This is a genomic window from Streptomyces blattellae, assembly GCF_009709555.1.
Classification (GTDB): Bacteria; Actinomycetota; Actinomycetes; order Streptomycetales; family Streptomycetaceae; genus Streptomyces; species Streptomyces blattellae.
In genome coordinates this window covers 135520-158701 of sequence record NZ_WJBG01000158.1, presented here as the reverse complement: position 1 = coordinate 158701, position 23182 = coordinate 135520, and the positions used below count along the sequence as shown (strand labels likewise).

The following is a 23182-nucleotide window of genomic DNA, read 5'->3' as shown; positions in this document are numbered from 1 at the left end:
GCCAGTGCAGCGACCCCGATGCCAGGGGCCCACGCCAGTGCAGCGACCCCGATGCCAGGGTGCCCATGCCGGCGCGGCGACCCCGATGCCAGGGTGCCGCGCGGCGTCTGCCTCACGCTCCCGCCAGGACCAGCCCCGACGTCGGCACACCCGTCCCCGCGGTCACCAGGACCCGTCCGGTCCCCGGTATCTGGTTCACGGATGTGCCCCGCAGCTGCCGCACCCCCTCCGCTATCCCGTTCATCCCGTGCAGATACGCCTCCCCCAGCTGTCCCCCGTGTGTATTGACCGGCAGCCGTTCCTCCGCCATGAAATCAGCGGCCTCACCCTTTCCGCAGAACCCGAACGCCTCCAGCTGCATCAGCACGAACGGTGTGAAGTGGTCGTACAGGATCCCCACGTCGACGTCGGCCGGGGCGAGCCCGGAGGTGCGCCACAGCTGACGGGCCACCACGCCCATCTCCGGCAGGCCGGTCAGGTCGTCCCGGTAGTAGCTGGTCATCTGCTCCTGTGCGCGCCCCGCGCCCTGGGCCGCGGCCGCGACGACGGCCGGCGGGTTCGGCAGGTCGCGGGCCCGCTCCACGGAGGTGACGACGATGGCCTGACCGCCGTCCGTCTCCTGACAGCAGTCCAGCAGTCTGAGCGGTTCGGCGATCCAGCGCGAGGCCGCGTGTTCGGCGAGCGTGATCGGTCTGCCGTGGAAGTACGCCGCCGGGTTGGTCGCCGCGTACTTGCGGTCCACGACGGCCACCTGACCGAACACCTCCGGGGTCAGCCCATAGGCGTGCAGATACCGCTGGGCCGCCATCGCCACCCAGGAGGCCGGGGTGAGCAGCCCGAACGGCAGGGACCAGCCCAGCGCCGCGCCCTCCGCCGAAGGCTCCCGGTGCCGCACTCCGGAGCCGAATCTCCGGCCCGACCGCTCATTGAACGCGCGGTAGCAGACCACCACTTCGGCCGCACCTGTGGCGATGGCGAGCGCCGCCTGCTGCACTGTCGCGCAGGCCGCCCCGCCGCCGTAGTGCACACGCGAGAAGAAGGTCAGCTCGCCCATCCCGCAGGCCTGGGCCACGGTGATCTCCGGGCTGGTGTCCATCGTGAACGTGACCATCCCGTCCACGTCCCCCGGTGTCAGCCCCGCGTCGTCCAGCGCGGCCCGCACCGCTTCCACGGCCAGCCGGAGTTCGCTGCGGCCCGAGTCCTTGGAGAACTCGGTGGCGCCGATGCCGACGATCGCGGCCCGCCCGCCGAGGGCGTCCGGGGTTCGGGCGCTCATCGCGCACCCTGCATCGGTACGGTGACGGTCACCGTGCCGGTCACGTGTCTGCCGATGCCGTTGTCCCCCACCACCCGAACCGTCGCCGTGTCGCCGTCGAACTCCTCGACCGTCCCCGTCAAGACCATGGTGTCCCCCGGATAGTTGGGCGTGCCCAGCCTGATGGCCACCTTGCGCAGCACGGCGGTCGGGCCGAAGTGGTCCGTGATGTAGCGGCCCACCAGGCCGTTGGTGGTCAGGATGTTCATGAAGATGTCCGGGGAGCCGTTCCGGCGGGCCAGCTCCGCGTCGTGGTGCACGTCCTGGTAGTCCCGGGAGGCGATCGCTCCGGCCACGATGAGCGTGCGGGTGATCTCGATCTCCAGCGGCGGCAGTCGGTCGCCGGTCCTCACCGATCCCATGCCTCGGCCACCTCCCCATCCTTGATCAACTCGCCCAGTTCCTGAAGCAGTTCGTGGCCACATCCCAGATACGCGTCCAGCTGCCGGCCCCACAGGAAGTGCCGGTGCACCGGATGGTCCAGGTCGGCTCCCGCACCGCCGTGCAGATGCTGGCCCGCGTGTACGACCCGGCTGCCCGCCTCGGACGCCCACCAGGCGGCGGTCAGCGCATGCGAGGCGTAGGGGAGCCCGGTGTCGCGCCGCCAGGCCGCCTCGTACGCCGTCACCCGTATCGCCTCCGTGTCCATATACGCGTCCGCTGCCCGGAGTTGGACGGCCTGCTTGGTGGCAAGCGGTCGCCCGAACTGTTCCCGGGTGTTCGTGTGCGCCACGGCCCGCGCGAGGGAACCGGCACAGACACCGGCCTGCAGACCCGCGAAGGCGGTGCGGGCGGTGGCGAGGACGTCGGCGTACGCGTCGGGTCCGCCGGGGTGTGCGGCGCCGCCATCGGATCCGCGGAGGTGCGCGGCGCCATCATCGGGTCCGCCGAGGTGCGCGGCGCCATCATCGGGTCCGCCGAGGTGCGCGGCGCCATCATCGGATCCGCCGAGGTGCGCGGCGCCATCATCGGATCCGCCGAGGTGCGCGGCGCCATCATCGGATCCGCCGAGGTGCGCGGCGCCGCCATCGGGTCCGCCGAGGTGCGCGGCGCCGCCATCGGGTCCGCCGCGGCGTGCTGCGCCGACGCCGACGAGCCGTTCGGCACCGGGCCTGCCGAGCCGCTCAGCACCGCGACCACCGAGCCCCCCGGCACCGGATCCACCAAGCCGCCCAGCACCGCGACCACCGAGCCCCCCGGCACCGGACCCACCAAGCCGCCCATCACCGGCCCCACCAAGCCGCTTGCCACCAAGCCCACCAAGCCGCTCGGCTTCGGTGCGCTCCAGCACGAGCCGCCCTGCCGCCCAGGGCGCCGTGAGTTCGACCGGCTGACACTCCGCGTGGCCGGCGGTCGGCACCAGCCACAGCTTCCGGTCCGCGTCGGCCACCAGGACATGCGTGGCGTCACGCAGCCAGGGCACGACGGGGACCGTGCCGGTCAGCTCGCCGCCCGCAGTCGCCCGTACCCCTCCCTGCGCCGGAAATCCCCCGCTGACCACCACCGAGCCGTCGATGATCCCCGGCAGCAGCCGCGCCCGCTGCTCCGCCGAGCCGTGGGCCGACACCGCCAGCAGCCCGTACACACAGGTGGCGGCGAAAGGCACCTGGGCCGTCGTGCGGCCCTGCTCCTCCAGGAGGAGTACGAGGCCCAGCAGGCCCACCTCCTGGACGGCGCCGACGAGTCCTGCGGCGCACAGTGCCTTCCACAGCTCCGGATCGCTGCCCGCGCCGGCGGCCGTCAGCCGTTCGTGCGTGGCGAGGTCGCCGAAGATCCGCGCGGCCAGCTCCTGGGCGGCGGCCTGCTCCTGCGTGGGCGTGAAGTCCATGTCAGACCTCGCCTCCGTGGACGCGGAAGACCGGCAGCACGAACGAGCCGCCGGGATCCTCATGCCGCCGGAATTCGAGCCGTACCGGCAGTCCGATGCGGACCTTGTCGTACGGCACCCCCACCACGTTGCTGATCATCCGCACGCCTTCCGCCAGCTCGATCAGGCCGACGGCGTACGGGCCCGCCACATCGGCTGCATGAGCGGACTCCGCGAATGCCGGGAACGGCGGATGGTGCACCACGACGTACGAATAGACCGTGCCCTCGCCGCTCGCCTCCGCCGTGTCCCAGTCCAGGCCGCCGCATGCGTTGCACCCCGGCAGCCAGGGGAAACGCAGGGTCGAGCAGCCGGTGCACCGCTGGATGAGGAGCCGATGGCGGTCGACTCCTTCCCAGAAGCCGGCGTTGTCGCGGTTGATCACCGGGCGGGGGCGGGGGGCCTTCGGGGCCGTCGGGGCCGTCGGTGTCTTCCGCAGGGGGGCGTACTTGAGGATGCGGAAGCGGTGGGTGCCGACCAGGTCCGGTCCCACCCGGACGTCCATGCGGGTCGTGACGAAATAGCCCGTGCCCAGCTTCGTCGTCTTGCGGTCCGACACCGACTCGATCACCGCGTCGAAGGTGATCTCGTCGCCGGGCCGCAGGGGGCGCAGATACTCCTGTTCGCAGTCGGTGGCGACGACCGAGGTGCAGCCGGCCTCGTCGAGGCGGGTGAGCAGGTCGTCGTACGCCTGGGAGCGTCCCGTATGCCCGGAGAGGCCGCCCATGGTCCATGCCTGGAGCATGGTGGGCGGGGCGATGGCGTCCGCTCCCGAGTACGCCGGGTTGGTGTCGCCGAGCGCCTCGCACCAGTGCCGGATCATCGGTTCGTTGACGGGATCCTTGCCCGCGCGCCCGACGGCGGTCGCCCGCCCCTCGTACGCCTTCAGGCTCATCCACAGCTCGTCATGCACCTCGCTCACCCCCGTCCCTGCTCCGTATGCACCTCGCTCACCCCCGTCCCTGCCAAGTCCCTCTGCTCCGTCCCCTGCTCCGTCCCCCTGCCCCTTCACCGCCGCCCCCTCGTCATCCCGAGCCGCATCGTCGCGACGATCTCCCGCTGCACCTCGCTCACCCCGCCCCCAAACGTGTTGATCTGCGCCGCCCTGTTCAGCCGCTCCAGCTCGCCGTCCCCGAACGCCCCCGGCGACCCCGGACGAACCAGCCCCGCCAGCCCGTCCGTCCCGATCACGTGCTGACATATTCGGTACGTAGCCACCGCCGATTCAGTTCCCGCGACTTTCACGCCGCTCGCGTCTCCTGGCGCCAGGCGGCCCGCCCCCACATTCCCCACCAAACGCCAGCTGAGCAGGCGCGATGCCGCCAGCCGGGCATGCGCCTCGGCCAGCTGAGATCGCACCCACGGCTCGTCAACCCGGCGCCTTCCCGTCACCGGATCGGGGGTGCGTACGGCCTTCAGCGCAGCCGTGTAGAAGTCCTCGGCCTGCATGCCGAGCGCGGCGAGGGCGACCCGCTCGTGGTTGAGCTGGTTGGTGATGAGCGTCCAGCCCTCGTTCCGCGCGCCGACAAGGTTGCCGGCCGGGACGCGGACGGCGTCGTAGTACGTGGCCGTAGTGGTCTGCCCACCGACCGTCTCGATCGGCGTCCACGAGAATCCGGGGGCGTCGGTGGGGACGAGGAGGATCGAGATGCCGCGGTGTTTGGGGGCGTCGGGGTCGGTGCGGCAGGCCAGCCAGATCCAGTCGGCGTGCTGGGCGCCAGAGGTGAAGATCTTCTGGCCGTCGACAAGCCAGTCGCCGGCGCCGTCCCGTACCGCCCGGGTTCGCAACGACGCCAGGTCGGTCCCGGCCGACGGCTCGCTGTAGCCGATCGCGAAGACGAGTTCGCCGCGCAGAATGCCCGGCAGGAAGGTCGCCTTCTGCTCTTCGCTGCCGTACTTCATCAGGGTCGGCCCGACCGTGTTCAGGGTGACCATCGAGACGGGTGCGCCCGCCCGGTACGCCTCGTCGAAGAAGACGAACTGCTCGTCCGCGCCCCGGCCTTGGCCGCCGTACTCGACGGGCCAGCCGAGTCCCAGCCAGCCGTCCGCGCCGATACGGCGTCGCAGTGCACGCACGCGCGCGTGCTCGTCCGCCGGGGGCGGCCCGTCCGGCATGAGGTCACGGAAGTACCCGCGCAGCTCGGCACGCAGTCGCTGCTGGCGCTCGGTGGGGGCGAGGTGCACGATGACGGCCCTCCGGGGCATCGTACGGGCGAGGATTTCTGACTGTCCGTCAGATATGACGGTCTGTCAAGGTCGTCACGCTCCCGCGAAAAGCGCCTGACTCAGACGGCGAACGCCTGCCGCAGAAGGAAGACGCCTGCCGCAGAGGGAAAACGCCTGCGCGGCGGTGCCGAAGCACCGCCGCGCGGACGTGTTACCACCCCACAGAGCACACCCCACAAGGGAGTTCAGGACCGGCGCCCGGGGGCCGGCCCGCCCGGTCTCACCAGAGGGGAGCGAAGTTGACTGCGACGTTCTCGTTGCCCTGGTTGATGGCCGTGAAGGCGGAGCCGTCGACCTGGGCGGTGTTGCTCTGGTTCGAGGCGCCGTCGCCTACCGCCTGCTGCTGCGTGGTGGACGAGTTGCCGTTGTTGTCGCCGCCGACACCGCTGCCGATGATGCCGGCGGAGGCCTTGGTGACGGCCGCGATCGATCCGTCGTCCGCGAGGGCGCCGGTGTCCGCCGTCGCGACGCCGGCGAAGAGGGCCGCGGCGAGCGGAAGGGCGGAGACGGCGGCGATGACGCGGACGGTACGGATGCTTGCCATGTTGTTCCTCCAGAACAAGGTACGCACCGGCTGTCGGGCCGAAAGTGCGCGTGGTACGTGAAGTACGGCTTGTACCAAGGCAGTTGGCCATCCGCCTCGGTGCTGTGCACGACGTCGCAAGATCAGAGTTGCCCACCGAATCCCCGGCGAACCACCCCGGAAGCCCCTATTCGCCCTGAAGCGTGATGACAAGTCGATAAACCCCTTTGGTTGCCTTCACCCCCAGGGCAGGGCAGGCCCGGCACCTCCGTCCCAAGCGCCACAAGGGGTGAAGCGTTCCGACGCGTTTCCGGCCAACCTGCCGACCCCGGCGAGTCGCACCCGGCCCCCCTTCCCTTTTTCGAACACCTGTACGAGCATGGAGGTATGGCCACCACCGACCGGCAGGCCACGACGCTGGCCCTCGCACACGCCCTGTCAGCCGCGGAACGCGGACTGGCCGTCATCCCCCTGTCCCGGACGAAACTCCCGGCCCTGCGCTCCCCCCACCGCGACGACCCGGCCCCACCCCTCTGCCACGGCGAATGCGGCCGTTTCGGACACGGCGTGTACGACGCCTCGACCGACCCGGCGCGCATCCGCGAACTGTTCGCCGCCGCACCCTGGGCCACCGGCTACGGCATCGCCTGCGGTCTGCCCCCGCACCACCTGATCGGCGTCGACCTGGACACCAAGTCGGGCGCGGACTCCTCGGCGGCCCTGCGCGAACTGGCCCTGCGACACCTGTTCACGATCCCCGACACCGTCGTCGTCCTGACCCCCAGCGGCGGCCGCCATCTGTGGCTCAGCGGCCCCCCGGACATCGTCGTCCCCAATTCCGCGAGCCGTCTGGCGCCCGGCATCGACATCCGGGGTGCCGGCGGCTACCTCGTCGGCCCCGGCTCCCGCACCGAGTACGGCATCTACAGCACCGCCCCCGGCACCACGCACCTCGCCCCCGCGGCCTGCCCGCCCGCCCTCCTGCGCCTGCTGCTCCCACCGCCCCGCACCCACCACCTCACACCCCCGACGACCGGGGGACACGGCCAGGGCCTCGTCCAGTTCGTCCTCGCCGCCCACGAGGGACAGCGCAACACCCGCCTGTTCTGGGCGGCTTGCCGCGCCTACGAGGACGGCATCGGCCCCGACCTCGTAGAACCGCTGGTCGAGGCAGCCCTCAACGCCGGCCTCGGCGAACGCGAGGCCCGCGCCACGATCGCGTCGGCGGCGCGTATGACGGGGCATCAGCCATGATGACGCACCCCCACCGAGGCAGCAGCGTCAGCAGTGCCGACCGTGCCTTCAGTACCTCCAGTACCTCCAGTACCTCCAGTACCTCCAGCACTGGCAGCCGTGCCATTGTGTGGCGCAGGCCACAGGAACCCGCGGCGGCCATCGGAGAGTTACGAGTGTGAGGGAAACGGAACAAGGCGAGTCAGTACGTACGCGCATACGGGCAGGGGACCGTGAGGCCTTCGCCGAGCTGTACGACCAGCACGCGCGCGCGGTCTACAACCATGCCCTGCGGCTGACCGGTGACTGGTCGGAGGCCGAGGAGGCGATGTCGGAGACGTTCCTCGCCGCCTGGCGTACCCGGCGGACCGTGGACCCGGAGGGTGGATCGCTCAAACCGTGGCTGCTCGGCATCGCCACGCACAAGGCCCGCAATGCCAACCGTGGCGTGCGCCGCCGGCTCGCCTTCCTGGCCCGCACCCCGGCCCCGCCTCCCGTCGAGGACTTCGCGGACGAGGCGGCCGGCCGGATCGACGACGCACGCCGTCTCGCGGTGGTCCATCGCGCGCTGAGCCGGCTGCGCCGCCAGGACCGGGAGGTGCTCGCCCTGTGCGTGGCCGCCGGGCTGGACTATCAGCAGGCCGCCCAGGCTCTCGGCGTTCCGGTCGGCACCGTGCGTTCGCGGCTGTCCCGCGCCCGCGCACGGCTTGCCAAGCTGAGCTCCGGCCCACCCGAGCACCGGGCGGAACCGCCCGACCGTTGCGGAGAGGTAGAGGGTGAGGCCGCATTCGCGGCCCTGTTTCTGCAGGAGGAAACCCCGTGAACGCCGACAACCTGCCGCGCGCCGGGTCCGCCCGGAGTGAGGCCGAGGAGTTGCTGTCAGCCCCGGCCGAATGGGACCTCCCGCCGAGCAGACACCTCCACTTCAAGGACGTTCTGATGCAGCGGATCGACCGCGACAGCACCGCCCCCACCCAGGCGCCCCCGGCGCCCCGACGCCGATTCCCGCGTACGGCCGTGGTGTTGCCCGTCGCGGCGACGGCACTGGCCGGGGCACTGGTCGTCACGCTCTCCGGCGGCGGAAACGGTTCCGCGCCGGCGGTGGGAACCAGGCCCGCGACCACAGAGGCCGGGGCGAACAGCGCGTCCGTCACGCTCGACCGCATCGCCGCCGCGTCCATGGCGACCACCGCGACGCCGGTGAAGGACGGCCAGTTCGTGTACGTGGAGAGCCTGATCCGCTCGAACGCGGGCACGTTCGAGGGGCCGGTGCGGCTTGGTGCCCGGCACACGCGGGAGGTCTGGATCTCGCAGGCCGCCGACCCCGTCGCCACCAGTGGATGGCTGCGCGAATCCGGGAAGGATGCCGTGATGCCCGGCCAGACCATCCCCATCGAGTCCCCCACTGCCGTCCCGGCGGGCATCGACCGCCCCACGTACCAGTGGCTGGCCTCGCTGCCCACCGACCCCGGCGCCCTGCTCGAACTCCTCTACGCCCAGACCCGGGTGAGCGACGACGAGTCGAAGGAGCAGGCCGTCTTCAACAAGATCGGCGATCTGCTCGACGAGGCGATCATGCCGCCTGCCAACGCCTCCGCCCTCTACAAGGCAGCCGCCATGATCCCCGGCGTGACCGAGATCCCCGACGCGGTCGACGCCGCCGGGCGGCACGGCATCGGCATCACCCGCGAGGACCCGGCCTCCGCGACCCGTGACGAGTGGATCTTCGACAAGCAGACGCTGGCCTACCTCGGCTCGCGTTCGTACATGGCCAGGGAAAGGACGGCGGGCAGCAAAGCCGACATCCTGTACGGCACCAACGCCGTCATCCGGCGCACGGTCGTCGACCAGCACGGCACAAAACCCGTCACGTCCGGCAACTGACCCACACCACTCCCGCGCACACACGCAAAGGGGTGCCCCTCTCAGCTCTCAGGGGGGCACCCCTTTGGCGCGTTCCCGCGCTGATCTGCGGTGGGTGTGGGATTTGAACCCACGGTGACTCGCGCCACGACGGTTTTCAAGACCGTTCCCTTAGGCCGCTCGGGCAACCCACCTCGCCCCTGCCCACCAGGGGCGGAGCGGGTACAGCGTACCGGCCTCGGGCGTTTCGCGGGGGCGTGGTCCACAAGGGGGCTGCTGGAGCCGTTCGGGCAGACCGCCGCCGCGCCGCCGTTCATCGGCGGCGCGGCGGCGGTCAGTGCCTCGGTGGCACGTGCGCGGGGATCAGCTGTCTCCGACGCGGGAGCCCAGGGTGAGGTCCGCAGTGCGGCTCTTGCCGTCGCGTTCGTAGGTGATCTTGACCTTGTCGCCGGGCTTGTGGGTCCAGATCTCGCCGATCAGGGTGGGGCCGGAGTCGATCACCGTGTCGTCGAGCTTGGTGATGATGTCGCCGGGCTCAAGGCCGGCGTCGTCGGCGGGGCCGCCCGACTCGATGGGGTCGGAGCCGCTGGCGCCCTCCTCGGTGATCTTCGCGCCGTCCGTGGTCTCCTCCAGGGAGACGGACGCGCCGATCTTCGCGTAGACCGGCTCGCCGGTCTCGATCAGCTCCTGTGCGACGTACTTGGCCTGGTTGATCGGGATGGCGAAGCCCAGCCCTATCGAGCCGGACTGGCCGCTGGCACTGCTGCCGGAGGACTGGATCGCGGAGTTGATGCCGATCACGTTGCCCTGGGCGTCCAGCAGCGGGCCGCCGGAGTTGCCCGGGTTGATCGAGGCGTCGGTCTGCAGGGCGCTCATGTAGGACGCGTTGCTGCCGGTGCCGTCGCTGGAGGCCACGGGGCGGTCCTTGGCGCTGATGATGCCCGTCGTCACCGTGTTGGACAGACCGAAGGGGGCACCGATGGCGATGGTGGAGTCGCCGACGGCCACCTGGTCGGAGTTGCCCAGCGTCAGGGGCTTCAGGTTCGACGGGGCGTCGTTGAGCTTGATGACCGCGACGTCGTAGCCCGCCGCGTGGCCGACCACCTCGGCGTCGTACTTCTTGCCGTCCGGGAAGGTCGCCGTCAGCTTGCCGCCGTCGACCGCGTCGGCCACCACGTGGTTGTTGGTGAGGATGTGGCCCTCTTTGTCGAAGACGAAGCCGGTGCCGGTGCCACCCTCGCCGCTGCTGCTCTCGGCCTCAATGGTGACGGTGCTCGGCAGGGCCTGCTGAGCGACGCCCGCGATCGTGTCCGCATCGCGCTGGACGGAGCCGCCGCTGTCGGAGGCGGTGACGGTGGTGGAGGAGTCGGAGCTGTCGTTGTTCTCGGCCAGGGTGTAGCCGAGGCCGCCGCCGATGCCGCCCGCGACCAGCGCGGCCACCAGGATCGCGGCGACCAGACCACCGCGCCTGCTGCGCGGCTTGGGAGCGGGCGGCGGGAAGCCGGCACCCCAGCCGGAGCCGCCCCCTCCGACGCCGTCGTCGGTGTACGAGCCCCCGCCAGCGCCCTCATCGGCGTACAAGCCCGCTCCCGAGGCACCGCCGTCCGCGTACGACGGGGTGGCAGGCGGCGGGGACGGCCAGGAAGCATCCGGGGCGGAACCGCCGCCCTGCGAGGTGTTGGGGCCCGGCGCTCCGGCCGACACGTGGGCAGGCTCGGTGCGGGCCGGTTCATCGGCCGCGGCACCCGACGCGTCACCATCCGCGTACGACGAGGTGGTCGGCGACGGAGGTGGCCAGGAAGCATCCGGGGCGGAACCGCCGCCCTGCGAGGTATCGGCGCCCGGCGCTCCGGCCGACGCACCACCTTCCGCGAACGACGAGGTGGTCGGCGGCGGGGGCGGCCAGGAAGCGTCCGGGGCGGAACCGCCGCCCTGGGAAGTGCCAGGGCCCGGGGCTTCGGCCGATGCATGGGCCGTCGCGGTGCGGGCTGGTTCATCGTCCGGGGCGCCCGCGGGCACCGACGGTATGGGAGCCGTCGGCGCGGAAGCTGCGGAAGATTCCACCGGCACGGGAGGTGCGGACGGGGCCGGGGGTACCGTAGTGCCCTCGTTCTCGGTGCTCACAGCTTTTCTCCTCGATCCACGGCTGTTGTCCTCGGTCGCACTCGGTCACACGCGTCACGCTTGTCATCGGTCCGGCGCGATTCAGCTGTGCATGTGCTTTTTTGTCTGCCGACAGCTTTTCCCACGGGCCGTCAGAGCACCATAAGCGGTCGCTGTGGGTGTGAGACCATCCTTTATATTGGACCTTTCGGGCGGCGTTATGCGCATCTCCGCGCCCCTGTCCCGCCACCCTGTCCCACCACCCCGACCTGCCACGCGCGCATGCACGCGTCCCGCCACGCGCGCGTGCACGGCGGACCAGGGTCTCGCGGTCACGTCTACCCCGTCGCGGTGGCACCATGACGCGGTGACCCCTGCACGGCAGCACCGGATTCAAGTCGTCGCCCACCGCGGGGCCTCCGAAGAGGCTCCCGAGCACACCCTGGCCGCATACAGGAAGGCGATCGAGGACGGTGCGGACGCCCTTGAGTGCGATGTGCGGCTGACCGCCGACGGCCATCTCGTCTGTGTCCACGACCGCCGCGTCAACCGCACCTCCAACGGCCGCGGAGCGGTCTCCGCGCTGGAACTCGCCGACCTGGCGGCCCTGGACTTCGGCTCCTGGAAACACCGGGACTCCTGGCGGACGCGGGACGAGGAACCCGACTGGGAGCACCTGCCCGAGGACCCGGAGGACACCTCCGTGCTGACCCTGGAGCGGCTGCTCGAACTCATCGCCGACAGCGGCCGACGGATCGAGCTGGCCGTGGAGACCAAGCACCCCACCCGCTGGGCGGGCCAGGTCGAGGAGCGGCTGCTGCTGCTCCTGAAGCGCTTCGGACTGGACGCGCCCGCCACACCGGCGAAGTCCCAGGTACGCATCATGAGCTTCTCGGCCCGCTCACTGCACCGCGTACGGGCCGCCTCACCGACCCTGCCGACGGTCTATCTGATGCAGTTCGTCTCCCCCCGGCTGCGCGACGGACGGCTGCCCACGGGTGTCCACATCGCGGGCCCTTCGATCCGGATCGTGCGGAACCATCCGGCCTACGTCGAGCGCCTCAAGCGGGCCGGCCACCAGGTGCACGTCTGGACCGTGGACGAACCGCAGGACGTCGATCTCTGCATCGACCTGGGCATCGACTCCATCATCACCAACCGCCCGCGCGAGGTGCTGCGCCGACTCGGTCGGTGATCCATGAAACGAAGCTTGACCCCCGCAGACCGCTTACAGCATCCTCCAGTCTCGGCCACACCGGCGAATTCCAGCCACATGGTTACAGGGAGTGCTCCGGCGCGTTCGATCCGTACTCGATCGTTGCGAATGCGTCGCCGAACGTTCCCTGGCCGGTTTCCGGTTCAGGCCAATGGGGCATCCACACCGTGGCGTGGGGCAAAGGAGGTCTCGGGGGTGGCGTTGGTGGTGGCACAGGAGGTGCCCACGTCGTCGAGCATGGCCGTACCCCATGGCCCTGCGGGCGTGGGGGAAGCGAGACACCGTATGCGCGCTCAGTTGCGCACGGGTGGCGTGGCGGAATCGGTCATCGACGATGCCGTATTGATTCTTTCCGAACTCTTGAGCAATGCGTGCAAGCACGGTCGGCCATTGGGTGACGCCCTGGCCGGGGACGGCGACGTCCGGGCCGCATGGCGGGTGGACCGGCGCGGCAGGCTCACCGTCGAGGTGACGGACGGTGGTGGGCCCACCCGCCCGGCTCCGGCCACGCCCTCGGTCACCGCACACGGCGGCCGCGGGCTGAACATCATCACCGCCCTGGCCGACGACTGGGGCGTTCGGGACGACGCCCGCGGCGAGGTCACGGTGTGGGTCGTGGTCCACCGCGACGTGCACGACACCGATACCGGCCACCGGCGCGACGACTTCGCCACGCGTGTCGCCGCTCCACGGGTGTCCGCGATGGCCGACCTGGACTTTGCGAACGCCTTCGACGACCTGGACTGAACCCCCGATTCCACACGACCCCGGCAGGTTGTCCACAGGTCCCCGTCGGCCGTGGCGTGAACGGCTAGGCTCCCGCCGTACGACACGAGCCGTAACCGGGAGACACCACGATGGCCAAGAAGCGACCCCAGACGAAGGCCCCGCGGCCACAGCTCACCGAGGGCGAGATCCCGGTCGTCGGTGCCCGTGAGCCCTGCCCCTGCGGCAGCGGCCGCCGTTACAAGGCGTGCCACGGCCGGGCCGCCGCACACGCGGTGACCGAGCTGGTGCACCGCCCGTTCGAGGGCCTTCCGGGGGAATGCGACTGGGTGGCGCTGCGTGAGCTGGTCCCGGCCGCGACCGTGGAACTGACACTCAAGGACGGTCTGCCCAAGGACGTCCCGTCGGTCACGCTCACCACGGTCCTGCCGATGGCCTGGCCCGCCCTCCGCCGCGACGACGGCACGGTCCTGCTCGGCCTGCAGAACGACACGGCGTCCGGAGACATCAGCCGCGACCTCGCCGACACCCTCCAGCAGGCCCTCACCGCCAAGCCCGGCACTCCCGTGCAGGGTCGCCGGGCGCCCACCGACGGTCCGCGGCTGCAGGATCTGCTCGCCCCTGAAGGCGCGTTCGAGCCAGTCGTGCACTCGGGCTTCGAGTTCTGGGTCCCGGACGCGGAGAACGCCACTCCTGAGGTGGCCGCCTCCCTGGAGCGGGCCAACGCCGCGGCCATCCCGACCGTGAAGCTGACCGGCGTGGATGCCGCGTACTGGTGCGAGACGCCGGAGAAGAACCACCTGCGGTGGGTCATGCCGCACCCGGAAGAGCAGTTGCTGGACGCTCTCGCTCGGCTGCACGCGGCCGGGCGGTCCAGCCTCGGGGAGGGCACCCGGCTGGTGGGCTCCTTCCGTGCTCACGGGCTCACCGTCCCGGTCTGGGACCTGCCGAGCGAGGTCACCGCACAGGACATCGAGAAGCCGGCCGCCGAGTTCGCCGAACGCCTGGCCACCGCGCTGGCCACGGACGCTCCGCTCACCGCGGACGAGCGCCGCGCGCGCGGCGGCCTCACCAACCGACAGGTCACGCTCAGCTGACCCACGGCTTCCGGCCGGCCGGGCGGCCGGCCGGAGCGAGCCTTGACGGAACGGCTGGCTCCGTCCACAACTCCCCGGCCCGGCAGGCGAGTCGGTGTCCGAATAGCCGAGCAAAACGAGAGATCGAATTTGCGAACAGCCGATCTCTTGTTACCGTTCCAGTAGCCCGGTTGCTGGTGCATCCCCCGTCGCCAGCAACCGGGTCTTTCCATGCGCCCGTCCCGGCGAGGGTGCGAAGCCGGGCGCGAGGGGAAGTGATGCGCCGCGCGTCAACGGCCCGCAGAAGCCCCGGAGTTGCTCCCCGAGCGCAGCAGCAGCGGCCCCTCGCCGGCCCGGGACGCGAACTCCGCGACCGCCGTGTAGGCACCCAAGTCGCCCTGCGTCCGTTCCCGCGGCGTCTCGCAGGTGGCCGGTTCGTCGTCGGCGCCGATCGGGCAGCGCATCTGCATGGTGCGACCGCCGGGCCCCATGAGGCTGAGCACCGAGTCCAGCGCGTCCCCGCTCGCATTGCGGTAGTAGGTGCGCGCCCAGGTGTCCTCACCCTGGGTCATCACACAGGTCTGCGCCTCGATGCCGTCGGGCGAGGTGAGTTCGGGGCCGCAGCGGGCGGCGGTGGCCAGGCCCAGGCCGAGCAGCCCCGGCACGTCGGCGGGTTCGGGGGAGGGCGCCTTGGCGTCCGGCCGGCGGGAGGGTCGTACGGCCTCGTGGTCCTGGTCGCCCACGGGCCCCGCGGACGCAACAGCCAGTGGCAGCGCGATCGCGCATGCCACCACGCCCGCGAGGGCGATCAGGCGAATATTCATGAAGGGGACGATATCGACCGGATTGGGGTGCTCGGTTCCGTGCGTGCCCGACACCCCTACAACTCGGGCGCGCTCACACCCGTACGAGTGAGGGCCTCGACCACGGTGTCCACCACGGCCTCGACGTCGGGCACCCACGGGGAGGCCGAGCCGGGCAGCGGTGCGCGCTCCCAGCGGATCTGCCCCTGACCGGTCTCGGACGGCGGCAGCGCCAGATAGCCGCCCTCGCCGTGGAAGCGGAGCGAACCGGGGACGAAGTCCTGGGCGTACAGCAGTTCACCCAGCTGCTCCATGGAGTACGGCTTCACGAGCAGCGCCCACCGGGTGGGCGAGGCCACGACCGGGCCGAGGCGCATGCCCCTGCGATCGAGGGCACTCAGGGCACGGGCGGCCGGCAGGGCGGGCAGCGACACCGCGCACGGAGCCGTCCCGCCGGTGGCCAGGACGATGGGCGCGGCGGGCCGGTTGGTCCACCACCAGCGCACCATGCGGGCGTCAGTGGTGGCTGCGAGGAGGCCGGGGTCGAAGGGGTGTGCGCCGGGCACCGTGCAGCCCGGGTCCGGGCAGGCGCAGCGGGAGCGCCCCTGCGGGTCCGCCGCCACGCCCGGGAGTACGGGCCACTGCCATTCGGTGGCGAAGGTCAGGGCCGCGCTGATCAAGTCAGGCCTCCCGTCACTGCGCTGGGACAGGAGCCTGCGTCGCCTTCCGAGGATCTCGCGCATGAGCGCTCGTTCCTTTCCGTTGCACCGCTGGCAACACCGTGGACCACATCACACCATGTGTCGATCACTTCACTGTGCGTACCTATTGGCGCATCACACCCCTGCCTCAGGCATGGGGAACCCCTATGGGCCGAGCGTTGCTGCTTCCGCGGCAGCCTCGTCCATACTGCGTCTATCAAAAGCACGGGCGTGGCGTGGGGTGGCGAAGTCTGGCGTTTTGCTGTCGCGCGTGTTTCTCTTCGCCTCCGCCACGGGAGGATGGGGCACGGCCGTCGGTGGCTAAGACGCCCGGGTCCGTCGCCAGGTTCCGGGTGATTCCCAACCACCCCTGGCCTTCACCGAGTACGTACCCATCACGACCGCTGTGACGCTCCGTGGAGCAAGGCCAGTCGACCGCAATAGACCGTTACCCGAGGCAGTTTTGAGCCAACTTCGCTATTACGCAAGAGGTCTGCTGAAATCCCACGGACACCAGGAATCCCAGCAGGACAATGCTGGACATCCCCTCACGAGTGCGTGTACATGTGGAGACACTGCTAGCGGCGCAGAATGACATGGGGGTTTGCGATGCTATCGAGCAATACGCACCGGTCGGAAAGCCGGACGCCATGAACGCCCCTCACGCTCCGAAAGTGGCTGGAATCGATTCAACGGTTCCCTCGCCCGCACACACTGTCGCGCCCGCGTCCTCGGCCTCCGAAAACGCAGCCGGCCCAGCCGTCCCCGCCCCGCACCCACCCGGCGCACTGCTCCAGGACCGCCTCGCCGGCTGGGTCTCGGACCTCACGACCCTCCACGAACTCACCGAACGCCTGGCCCGCACAGCCGTACTGGCGGACGCCCTCCAGGAAGTGCTGCGCGCCGGTTCCGCCCTCGTGGGCGCCCGGCGCGGTCTTGTCGCGCTGGAACCCGGCGACGGGCTGGGACCGGACACGACCATCGGCCTCGGTCTGGCCCGCGCCGATCTCGGCCACATCGAGACCGTGCCGCGCGGCGCGATGCCCTTCGGGCGGATCCTCGACGGTCTGCCCGGCGGCGAGGACGGCATCGCCCAGCCCGACCTGTTCGCCGAGGACGGCCTCGACCCCCGCCACCGCGAGGTCGCCGCGCGCCTCGGCTACGCCGCGAGCTACACGCTCCCCCTGTCCACGGCCACCGCCGGCCGCCTCGGTGCGGTCGTATGGCTCTACGACGAGCCCGCCGAGCCGGTCGAGCGGCAGCGCCACCTCGTCGGTCTGTATGTCCGTTACGCCACCGAACACCTGGCCCGGCTGGTCGAAGTCGAGCGCACGCGCGCGTGCATGGCGACGATGGCAGAGGAACTGCTCCCCTCACGGCTGCCGCGGGTGGCCGGCATGCAGCTCGCCGCCCGGCACCGCACCGGCCCGCGCGGCGGCGGCGACTGGTACGACGCGCTGCCGCTGCCGGACGCCGCACTCGGCCTGGCCGTGGGCTCGGTGACCGGCTCCGGCCCCAGCGCCGTCGCCGCGATGGGACGGCTGCGGGCGTCCTTGCGGGCGTACGCGGTGATGGAGGGCGAGGACCCGGTCGCCGTGCTGTCGGACCTGGAGCTGCTCCTGAGGCTCACCGAGCCCGCCCGGTCCGCCACCGCTCTGTTCGCCTACTGCGAGCCCGCGCTGCGCAAGATCACGCTGGCCGGCGCGGGTCACACCCCGCCCTTGCTGATCGGCGAGCGGCGCACGGAGTTCGTGGAGACGTCCGTGTCCGCGCCGCTGGGGATGCTCGCCTGCTGGGAGGCGCCGAGCGTGGAGCTGCAGGCGGAAGCCGGGGAGACGGTACTGCTGTACACCGACGGGCTGCTGCACCGAACCGGCGACCCCACCGACCGCGCCTTCGCCCGGCTGCACGCCGCGGCGGCCGGCGTACCGAGGAGCCTGCGCCGGGACCCCGACGCGATCGCCGACCACATCCTGCGGACCGTGCTGCCGGACGGGCGGGACGTGGGGGCACCTCCCGGTCGAGCGAATTCGAGACCGGGGGCGGACTGGGCGGAGGATGTCGTACTCCTGGCCGCTCGTTTCGAGTAAATGCCCGCTCGTGCTGAGTAGCTGTCTGCTCGTGCTGAGTACCTGCCTGCTCGTTTCGAGTAACCGGCCGCTCATGCCGAACAGCTGCCGGTGACAGGTCTTCCGGCCCCGGGCCCCTTTTCTCACGACCGTACGATGGACGGGGTCCAGTGCCGTATCTAGGAGGATGACCGTGGCCGACGAGCTCACCCCGGCTGAGTCAATAGCTGCTACCGCAGCGGGCCCGGAAGATGAGTCCGAGAAGCCGATCAAGCAGCGCAAGAACGGCCTGTACCCGGGCGTGTCCGACGAACTGGCCGAGAACATGAAGTCCGGCTGGGCCGACACGGAGCTGCGCGGCCTGGGGCCGATCGCTCAGGCCGCCGAGACCGCCGCGCGGCGTGCCGCGCTGTCGGCGGGGTTCCCGGGCGAGCGTCTGGTGATCCCGGCGGGCAACCTGAAGACCCGCTCGAACGACACCGAGTACCCCTTCCGCGCCTCCGTCGAGTACGCGTACCTCACCGGCAACCAGACCGAGGACGGCGTGCTCGTCCTGGAGCCCGTCGCGGACGGCCACAAGGCGACGATCTATCTCCTGCCGCGTTCGAACCGCGAGAACGGCGAGTTCTGGCTCTCCGGCCAGGGCGAGCTGTGGGTCGGCCGCCGGCACTCGCTGAGCGAGGCGGAGCAGCTGTACGGCATCCCGGCCGCGGATGTGCGCGAGCTGGCCGGCGCGCTGGCCGAGGCCACGGGTCCGGTCCGGGTCGTACGGGGTCACGACGCCGGCATCGAGGCCGCGCTCACCGACAAGGTCACCGCCGAGCGGGACGAGGAGCTGCGGGTCTTTCTGTCCGAGGCGCGGCTGGTCAAGGACGCGTTCGAGATCGGTGAGCTGCAGAAGGCCGTCGACTCGACCGTGCGCGGCTTCGAGGACGTGGTGAAGGTCCTCGACAAGGCCGAGGCGACCTCCGAGCGGTACATCGAGGGCACGTTCTTCCTCCGCGCGCGCGTGGAGGGCAACGATGTCGGCTACGGCTCCATCTGCGCGGCCGGTCCGCACGCCTGCACGCTGCACTGGGTGCGCAACGACGGGCCCGTGCGCTCCGGTGAACTGCTGCTGCTGGACGCGGGCGTGGAGACACACACGTACTACACCGCCGACGTCACGCGCACGCTGCCGGTGGGCGGGCGGTTCAGCGAGATCCAGAAGAAGATCTACGACGCCGTGTACGAGGCTCAGGAGGCCGGGATCGCGGCGGTGAAGCCGGGCGCGAAGTACCGGGACTTCCATGACGCCGCGCAGCGGGTGCTGGCCGAGAAGCTCGTGGAGTGGGGGCTCGTCGAGGGGCCGGTGGAGCGGGTGCTGGAGCTGGGGCTGCAGCGGCGGTGGACGTTGCACGGGACCGGGCACATGCTCGGGCTGGATGTCCACGACTGTGCGGTGGCGCGGACCGAGACGTATGTCGACGGCACGCTGGAGCCGGGGATGTGTCTGACGGTGGAGCCGGGGCTCTACTTCCAGGCCGACGATCTGACGGTGCCGGAGGAGTACCGGGGGATCGGCGTGCGGATCGAAGACGACATCCTGGTGACGGAGGGCGGGAGGCGGAATCTGTCGGCCGGGTTGCCGCGCCGCTCTGATGAGGTCGAGGCGTGGATGGCTTCGTTGAAGGGCTGACGTCGGGTTGACGGCCGGGTACGTGGTGGTACCCGGCCCTTTTGTCTGCCGGTGATTCGTGGTCGCTCGCGCGGTTCCTCGCGCCCCTGGGGACGTGCCCCGCAGGGCGTTTTCAGACGGCGCGTGTTCCAGGGGCAACCGCCAGCGCGTCCAGGAACAGCGCCCCCGCCAGCAGTCCGGCGCTCCCCCTCGGGCTCCACGCGCGCGCGTGCAGGTCGCTGTCGAACGCCAGCAGCGCCGCTCGGCCCGCCTCCGTTGCCGTACCGCCCGTCTCCAGGACGCCGCGGGCGCCTGCCTGGACATGGCGCAGCCCCAGTGGGCCTGCGGTGTGGAGGAGTTCGGTGTCCTGGAGGGTGGACATCACGGTGAGGAGGGCGTCGAGCCGGGCCTCGCCCTCTGTGACGCGGGCCGAGCGGGACCTGGTGAGGGTGTCCAGCGCCCGGCGTACATGCGGGAATCCGGCGCGGGCTTCGCCGCGGGCGCCGGCGGCGCCGTATGTGGCGGACGCCGAGGAGCCCCGGGAGGGCGTGCGCGGGGCGCGCTTGTCGGGGTGGGCGGCGATGCGCTTGGCGGTCGCGGCCACGTCGCGCGCACCGGTCCGGGGGTCGAGGGCGGCCGCCGCTACCAGCAGGCCGAGCGTCCAGAGCGCGCCCCGGTGGCCGCCGCCCGCGAGCCTCATCGAACGCTCGGTGCAGCGGCCGATCGCGCCGAGTTCGACGCGCAGCCCGGGCGTGGGCTCGCCGGTGCGGCGGGCCGCCGCGGCCATCGCGGCGAGACCCGGCGCCAGCGCCTTGGCCGACCAGCGCAGGGCACGGTGGTCTGGGCGGCCGGTGCGGGCGCCGAGGTCGCGCGGGTCGGGCAGGCCGGGCTTGGGAGCCAGGGCCAGCTGTCCGGTGAGCGCGGCCACGGCGGCCTGCGCCAGCTTCTCGTCCTCGCGGTTCGTCACCGTCGTACCTATGAGGACGCGGAAGCCGAAGGCGACGGGGCGTCGCCCGGCGGGGTGCCGGTGGGAGGCGTTCCGCCCGCGCCGGTGTCCTCGGCGTCCGGGTCGATGCCGAGGGTGAGGAAGCCCCTGTAGCCCTGGGAAGGGTCCTTCTTGTGGACGGCCTTGAGGGTGAGCAGTCCGCTGGACGCGCCGCCGCCGTCGTACACCATGTCGTTGTCGAGGGTGCTGTAGCTGCCGGAGTGCCGGGAGTACGGGTCCAGGGTGAAGATCTCCTGGGCGATCTCGTCGTCGAAGAAGAGCTGGCCGGTGTGGTTGACCTTGCCGCCTTCGTAGGTGCCGTCCTCCTTTTCGCCGCCGGTGTGCACCTTCACGTGGATGTGGCAGGTGCGCGGGGTGTACCAGCCGGGGAAGATCGTCTCGAACTTGACGACCCCGTTGGCGCCCGCGATCTGGTAGCCGCGCAGGTAGGTCTTGTCGTTGGCCGTCGAGCCGTCCTCGCTCTCGGCGGGGGCCGTACCGCCGGGGTTGGCGGTGGTGTAGCCGGAGTAGTAGCCCCAGGCGTCGCAGTGCCAGATCTCCACGGCCGCGCCGGGGACCGGGGTGCAGCCGTCGGTGGCGTCCACGACGGTGAGGCGCAGGGTCAGGGGGACACCGCTCTTGCCCTCGGTGATGTCCCTTCGCACGAGAGCACCGTCGAGGTAGTAAGGGCCTTCGGTGACGCTCGACATCAGCGTCATGCAGGCGCCGCTGCCGGCGGCGCTCGCCGAGGCGGTCGCGGTCGCTTCCGCGGTCGTCGTCGCGTCGGCGAACGCCACCTGGTAACCGGCGACGGCGAGGCCGCCCGCCGCGACCGTGCCACCGGTCACCGCGAGGGCGCGGCGCCGGGTGATCGTGTTGTTCTTCTGGTTTCCCGTCATGGCCCGGAACGTAGGGACGCAGTCCGTCAGGGAGATCTGACGGCGCTGTGCTCCGGCTGTGAATGCTGAGGAAGCTGAAGCCTCACGGCTGTGGGTGGTCTCTCGCAGCTGTGGATGGATGGTCCCTCACAGCGGTGGATGGTCCCTCACAGCGGTGGATCGTCGTGGTGCAGGATTCGCTGGAACATCCGGTGGTCGCGCCACTCGCCGTCGATGTGGAGGTAGCGCGGGGCGGTGCCGATCGGTTCGAACCCGCACTTCTCCAGCACGCGTTGGGATCCCGTGTTGTGCGGCAGGGTGGTGGCCTCGATCCGGTGCAGTCGGACGCGGTCGCGCGCGATGCGGCACACATGTTGTACGGCGGCGGTCGCGAGGCCGCGTTTCTGGTGGTCGACGGCGATCCAGTAGCCGAGGTAGGCGCTGCAGAAGGGCCCCAGGGTGATGCCGGTCAGCGTGATGGCCCCGACGATCCGGCCGCCGGACACCAGGAGCCAGGGCACGAGCCGGCCCTCGGCGAACTCCCGCATCTGTGCCGTGAGGCGTTCGGCCTGTGCCTCGACGGTGAAGAAGCTCTCCGGGCGGCGCGGCTCCCAGGGGGCGAGGGAGTCCCGGTTCTCGACGTAGGCCGCACAGAGCGCGGACGCGTCGGACGGTGCGGCGAGCCGGAGTGTCACTCCGCCCGGCAGCTCTTCGGTTCCGATCTCCATCCGCCCACCCTAAGGACCCCTGAAGAGCCGGGCGACGGGTCTGAGCAGAGCCGCACGTATGAAAAGCGCTACTCCAACGGGGGTGCGTGCGGTGCGGGTTGGCCAGGGGCCTGACGGCCACTCCTTGATGATCTTGGGCGTCTGCGTGTGACCAGGACTCTGACTAGGAGCAGTAAAATGTCACATAGCGCTGTCCGTCCTTCGCCGCGTCCCCGTCTGATCACCTGGCTGGCGACGGCCGCCACGATCACGGCCCTGCTACTCGGTCTCCCGAGCGCGTCGGTCGCCGCCGACGTCCCGACCCCGCCCGTGGGGCCGGCCACCTCCGGCCCCGAGGCCCTGATCCGCGGCACCCTCCAGCCGGATGCCTCGCCCCCGGGGGCGAACGACTGGCAGTGCCGGCCGACCGCCGCGCACCCCCGCCCCGTCGTCCTGCTGCACGCCACCTGGTCGAACGCCAACCTGAACTGGATCATGCTGTCCACCTGGCTGAAGAACGCCGGATACTGCGTCTTCGCACCGAACTACGGCGGAGAGCCGGGAGTTCCGTTCAAGGCCACCCGGCACATCCCCGACTCCGCCCGCGAAATCGCCCGCTACGTCGACCGGGTACTCGAAGCAACCGGTGCCCGGCAGGTCGACCTGGTGGGCCACTCCCAGGGCGGCGGTGTGCTGCCCCGCTGGTACCTGCGGTTCGAGGGGGGTACGAACCCGGCGGACAAGGCACACAACAAGGTCCGCCGGCTCATCGGCCTGGCCCCGTCCAACCACGGCGCCACCGCTTCCGGTCTGGGCACCCTCACCACCGAACTCGGTCTCAACCAGACGGTGTCCGCCGTGGCGGGGCAGGCGTACGCGGACCAGATGGTGGGGTCCCGGGTGCACACCACGCTCGACCGGGACGGCGACACGCAACCGGGCGTCGACTACACGGTGATCACCACGCGGTACGACGAGGTCGTCACGCCCTACCACCACCAGTTCCTCACGGCGGGGCCGGGCGCGACCGTACGCAACATCCTTCTTCAGGAGGTCTGTCCCCAGGACCGCTCCGAGCACATTTCGATCGCCTACGACTCCAATGCCCTGCAACTCGTCGGCAACGCCCTCGATCCCGCCCACGCCCGGCCCGTGAGCTGCCGCTTCTCGGCTCCCCTCCTCGGCGGCTGACACGCCATCGCGGTCACACCGCCATCGCGGTCACACCGCCATC

Annotated in this window: 20 protein-coding genes, 1 tRNA gene and 2 pseudogenes; 9 read left to right on the top strand and 14 right to left on the bottom strand. The window is 71.1% G+C overall.

Features of this window, described 5'->3' with window-relative positions; all coding sequences use genetic code 11:
- Positions 1-112: 112 nt before the first annotated feature.
- The 7 genes and pseudogenes from GFH49_RS19170 to GFH49_RS19140 all read right to left on the bottom strand — a co-directional run bounded on the left by GFH49_RS19170 (position 113) and on the right by GFH49_RS19140 (position 5952).
- A complete protein-coding gene (locus GFH49_RS19170; protein ID WP_155057291.1) occupies positions 113-1276 on the bottom strand; it encodes a lipid-transfer protein in 1164 nt (387 codons plus the stop codon).
- A complete protein-coding gene (locus GFH49_RS19165; protein ID WP_196218052.1) occupies positions 1273-1668 on the bottom strand; it encodes a hotdog family protein in 396 nt (131 codons plus the stop codon). Before GFH49_RS19165 ends, GFH49_RS19170 begins: the two co-directional genes overlap by 4 nt.
- A pseudogene (locus GFH49_RS41565) lies at positions 1665-2144 on the bottom strand (acyl-CoA dehydrogenase family protein); the annotation flags it as partial. The gene GFH49_RS19165 and the pseudogene GFH49_RS41565, both read right to left, overlap by 4 nt.
- A gap of 426 nt (positions 2145-2570) precedes the next feature.
- Positions 2571-3143: pseudogene (locus tag GFH49_RS41560) on the bottom strand (acyl-CoA dehydrogenase family protein); the annotation flags it as partial.
- A 1-nt stretch (position 3144) separates the two neighbouring features.
- Entirely contained in the window at positions 3145-4077 is a 933-nt protein-coding gene (locus tag GFH49_RS19150; RefSeq protein WP_155057307.1) for a bifunctional MaoC family dehydratase N-terminal/OB-fold nucleic acid binding domain-containing protein, read from the bottom strand.
- A 113-nt stretch (positions 4078-4190) separates the two neighbouring features.
- Positions 4191-5366: an acyl-CoA dehydrogenase family protein gene (locus GFH49_RS19145; protein ID WP_155057306.1), complete on the bottom strand. Its 1176-nt coding sequence runs from the start codon at positions 5364-5366 to the stop codon at positions 4191-4193.
- A gap of 262 nt (positions 5367-5628) precedes the next feature.
- Entirely contained in the window at positions 5629-5952 is a 324-nt protein-coding gene (locus GFH49_RS19140; protein WP_155057289.1) for a hypothetical protein, read from the bottom strand.
- A gap of 366 nt (positions 5953-6318) precedes the next feature.
- Between GFH49_RS19140 and GFH49_RS19135 the strand changes: the two genes are divergently transcribed.
- The 3 genes from GFH49_RS19135 to GFH49_RS19120 all read left to right on the top strand — a co-directional run bounded on the left by GFH49_RS19135 (position 6319) and on the right by GFH49_RS19120 (position 9048).
- Positions 6319-7185 (top strand): bifunctional DNA primase/polymerase, encoded by an 867-nt coding sequence (locus GFH49_RS19135; protein WP_155057288.1) that lies wholly within the window; start codon positions 6319-6321, stop codon positions 7183-7185.
- Between the two features lie 157 nt (positions 7186-7342).
- A complete protein-coding gene (locus GFH49_RS19125) occupies positions 7343-7987 on the top strand; it encodes an RNA polymerase sigma factor (RefSeq protein WP_155057287.1) in 645 nt (214 codons plus the stop codon).
- Positions 7984-9048, top strand: a complete 1065-nt coding sequence (locus tag GFH49_RS19120) for a CU044_5270 family protein (protein WP_155057286.1) — start codon at positions 7984-7986, stop codon at positions 9046-9048. The genes GFH49_RS19125 and GFH49_RS19120 overlap by 4 nt, the downstream gene beginning before the upstream one ends.
- A gap of 88 nt (positions 9049-9136) precedes the next feature.
- Here GFH49_RS19120 and GFH49_RS19115 read toward each other — a convergent pair.
- Both GFH49_RS19115 and GFH49_RS19110 read right to left on the bottom strand, forming a co-directional pair.
- Positions 9137-9221: transfer RNA gene (locus GFH49_RS19115), tRNA-Ser, on the bottom strand.
- 169 nt (positions 9222-9390) lie between these two features.
- Positions 9391-11151, bottom strand: coding sequence for a trypsin-like peptidase domain-containing protein (locus GFH49_RS19110; protein WP_155057285.1), 1761 nt, complete (start codon positions 11149-11151; stop codon positions 9391-9393).
- Positions 11152-11497: 346 nt separating this feature from the next.
- On the opposite strand from GFH49_RS19110, the gene GFH49_RS19105 reads away from it, so the two are divergent.
- From GFH49_RS19105 to GFH49_RS19095, 3 genes are all read left to right on the top strand, one after another.
- Complete coding sequence (locus GFH49_RS19105; RefSeq protein WP_155057284.1) at positions 11498-12325, top strand: glycerophosphodiester phosphodiesterase; 828 nt, start codon at positions 11498-11500, stop codon at positions 12323-12325.
- A 129-nt stretch (positions 12326-12454) separates the two neighbouring features.
- Complete coding sequence (locus GFH49_RS19100; protein WP_155057305.1) at positions 12455-13093, top strand: ATP-binding protein; 639 nt, start codon at positions 12455-12457, stop codon at positions 13091-13093.
- A 110-nt stretch (positions 13094-13203) separates the two neighbouring features.
- The gene (locus GFH49_RS19095; RefSeq protein ID WP_155057283.1) at positions 13204-14169 is read left to right on the top strand and encodes a DUF5926 family protein; all 966 of its coding nucleotides are present in this window, start codon (positions 13204-13206) and stop codon (positions 14167-14169) included.
- A 269-nt stretch (positions 14170-14438) separates the two neighbouring features.
- Here the strand turns inward: GFH49_RS19095 and GFH49_RS19090 are convergent, their stop codons facing one another.
- Both GFH49_RS19090 and GFH49_RS19085 read right to left on the bottom strand, forming a co-directional pair.
- Positions 14439-14972 carry a hypothetical protein gene (locus GFH49_RS19090; protein ID WP_155057282.1) on the bottom strand — a complete coding sequence of 178 codons (534 nt, stop codon included), beginning with the start codon at positions 14970-14972 and terminating at the stop codon, positions 14439-14441.
- A 56-nt stretch (positions 14973-15028) separates the two neighbouring features.
- Positions 15029-15694: a bifunctional DNA primase/polymerase gene (locus tag GFH49_RS19085; protein ID WP_155057281.1), complete on the bottom strand. Its 666-nt coding sequence runs from the start codon at positions 15692-15694 to the stop codon at positions 15029-15031.
- A 491-nt stretch (positions 15695-16185) separates the two neighbouring features.
- Here GFH49_RS19085 and GFH49_RS19080 point away from each other — a divergent pair, with 491 nt between their 5' ends.
- Together GFH49_RS19080 and GFH49_RS19075 are read left to right on the top strand one after the other, a co-directional pair.
- A complete protein-coding gene (locus GFH49_RS19080; protein WP_155057280.1) occupies positions 16186-17742 on the top strand; it encodes a PP2C family protein-serine/threonine phosphatase in 1557 nt (518 codons plus the stop codon).
- Between the two features lie 166 nt (positions 17743-17908).
- Positions 17909-19399, top strand: coding sequence for an aminopeptidase P family protein (locus tag GFH49_RS19075; RefSeq protein ID WP_196218047.1), 1491 nt, complete (start codon positions 17909-17911; stop codon positions 19397-19399).
- Between the two features lie 112 nt (positions 19400-19511).
- Here the strand turns inward: GFH49_RS19075 and GFH49_RS19070 are convergent, their stop codons facing one another.
- From GFH49_RS19070 to GFH49_RS19060, 3 genes are all read right to left on the bottom strand, one after another.
- Positions 19512-20345: a triphosphoribosyl-dephospho-CoA synthase gene (locus GFH49_RS19070; RefSeq protein ID WP_155057278.1), complete on the bottom strand. Its 834-nt coding sequence runs from the start codon at positions 20343-20345 to the stop codon at positions 19512-19514.
- An 8-nt stretch (positions 20346-20353) separates the two neighbouring features.
- On the bottom strand, positions 20354-21262 hold the full coding sequence (locus GFH49_RS19065) for an intradiol ring-cleavage dioxygenase (protein WP_196218046.1): 909 nt from the start codon (positions 21260-21262) through the stop codon (positions 20354-20356).
- Positions 21263-21408: 146 nt separating this feature from the next.
- On the bottom strand, positions 21409-21969 hold the full coding sequence (locus GFH49_RS19060; RefSeq protein WP_155057277.1) for a GNAT family N-acetyltransferase: 561 nt from the start codon (positions 21967-21969) through the stop codon (positions 21409-21411).
- 177 nt (positions 21970-22146) lie between these two features.
- On the opposite strand from GFH49_RS19060, the gene GFH49_RS19055 reads away from it, so the two are divergent.
- Entirely contained in the window at positions 22147-23139 is a 993-nt protein-coding gene (locus GFH49_RS19055; RefSeq protein ID WP_155057276.1) for an esterase/lipase family protein, read from the top strand.
- Positions 23140-23182: the final 43 nt, after the last annotated feature.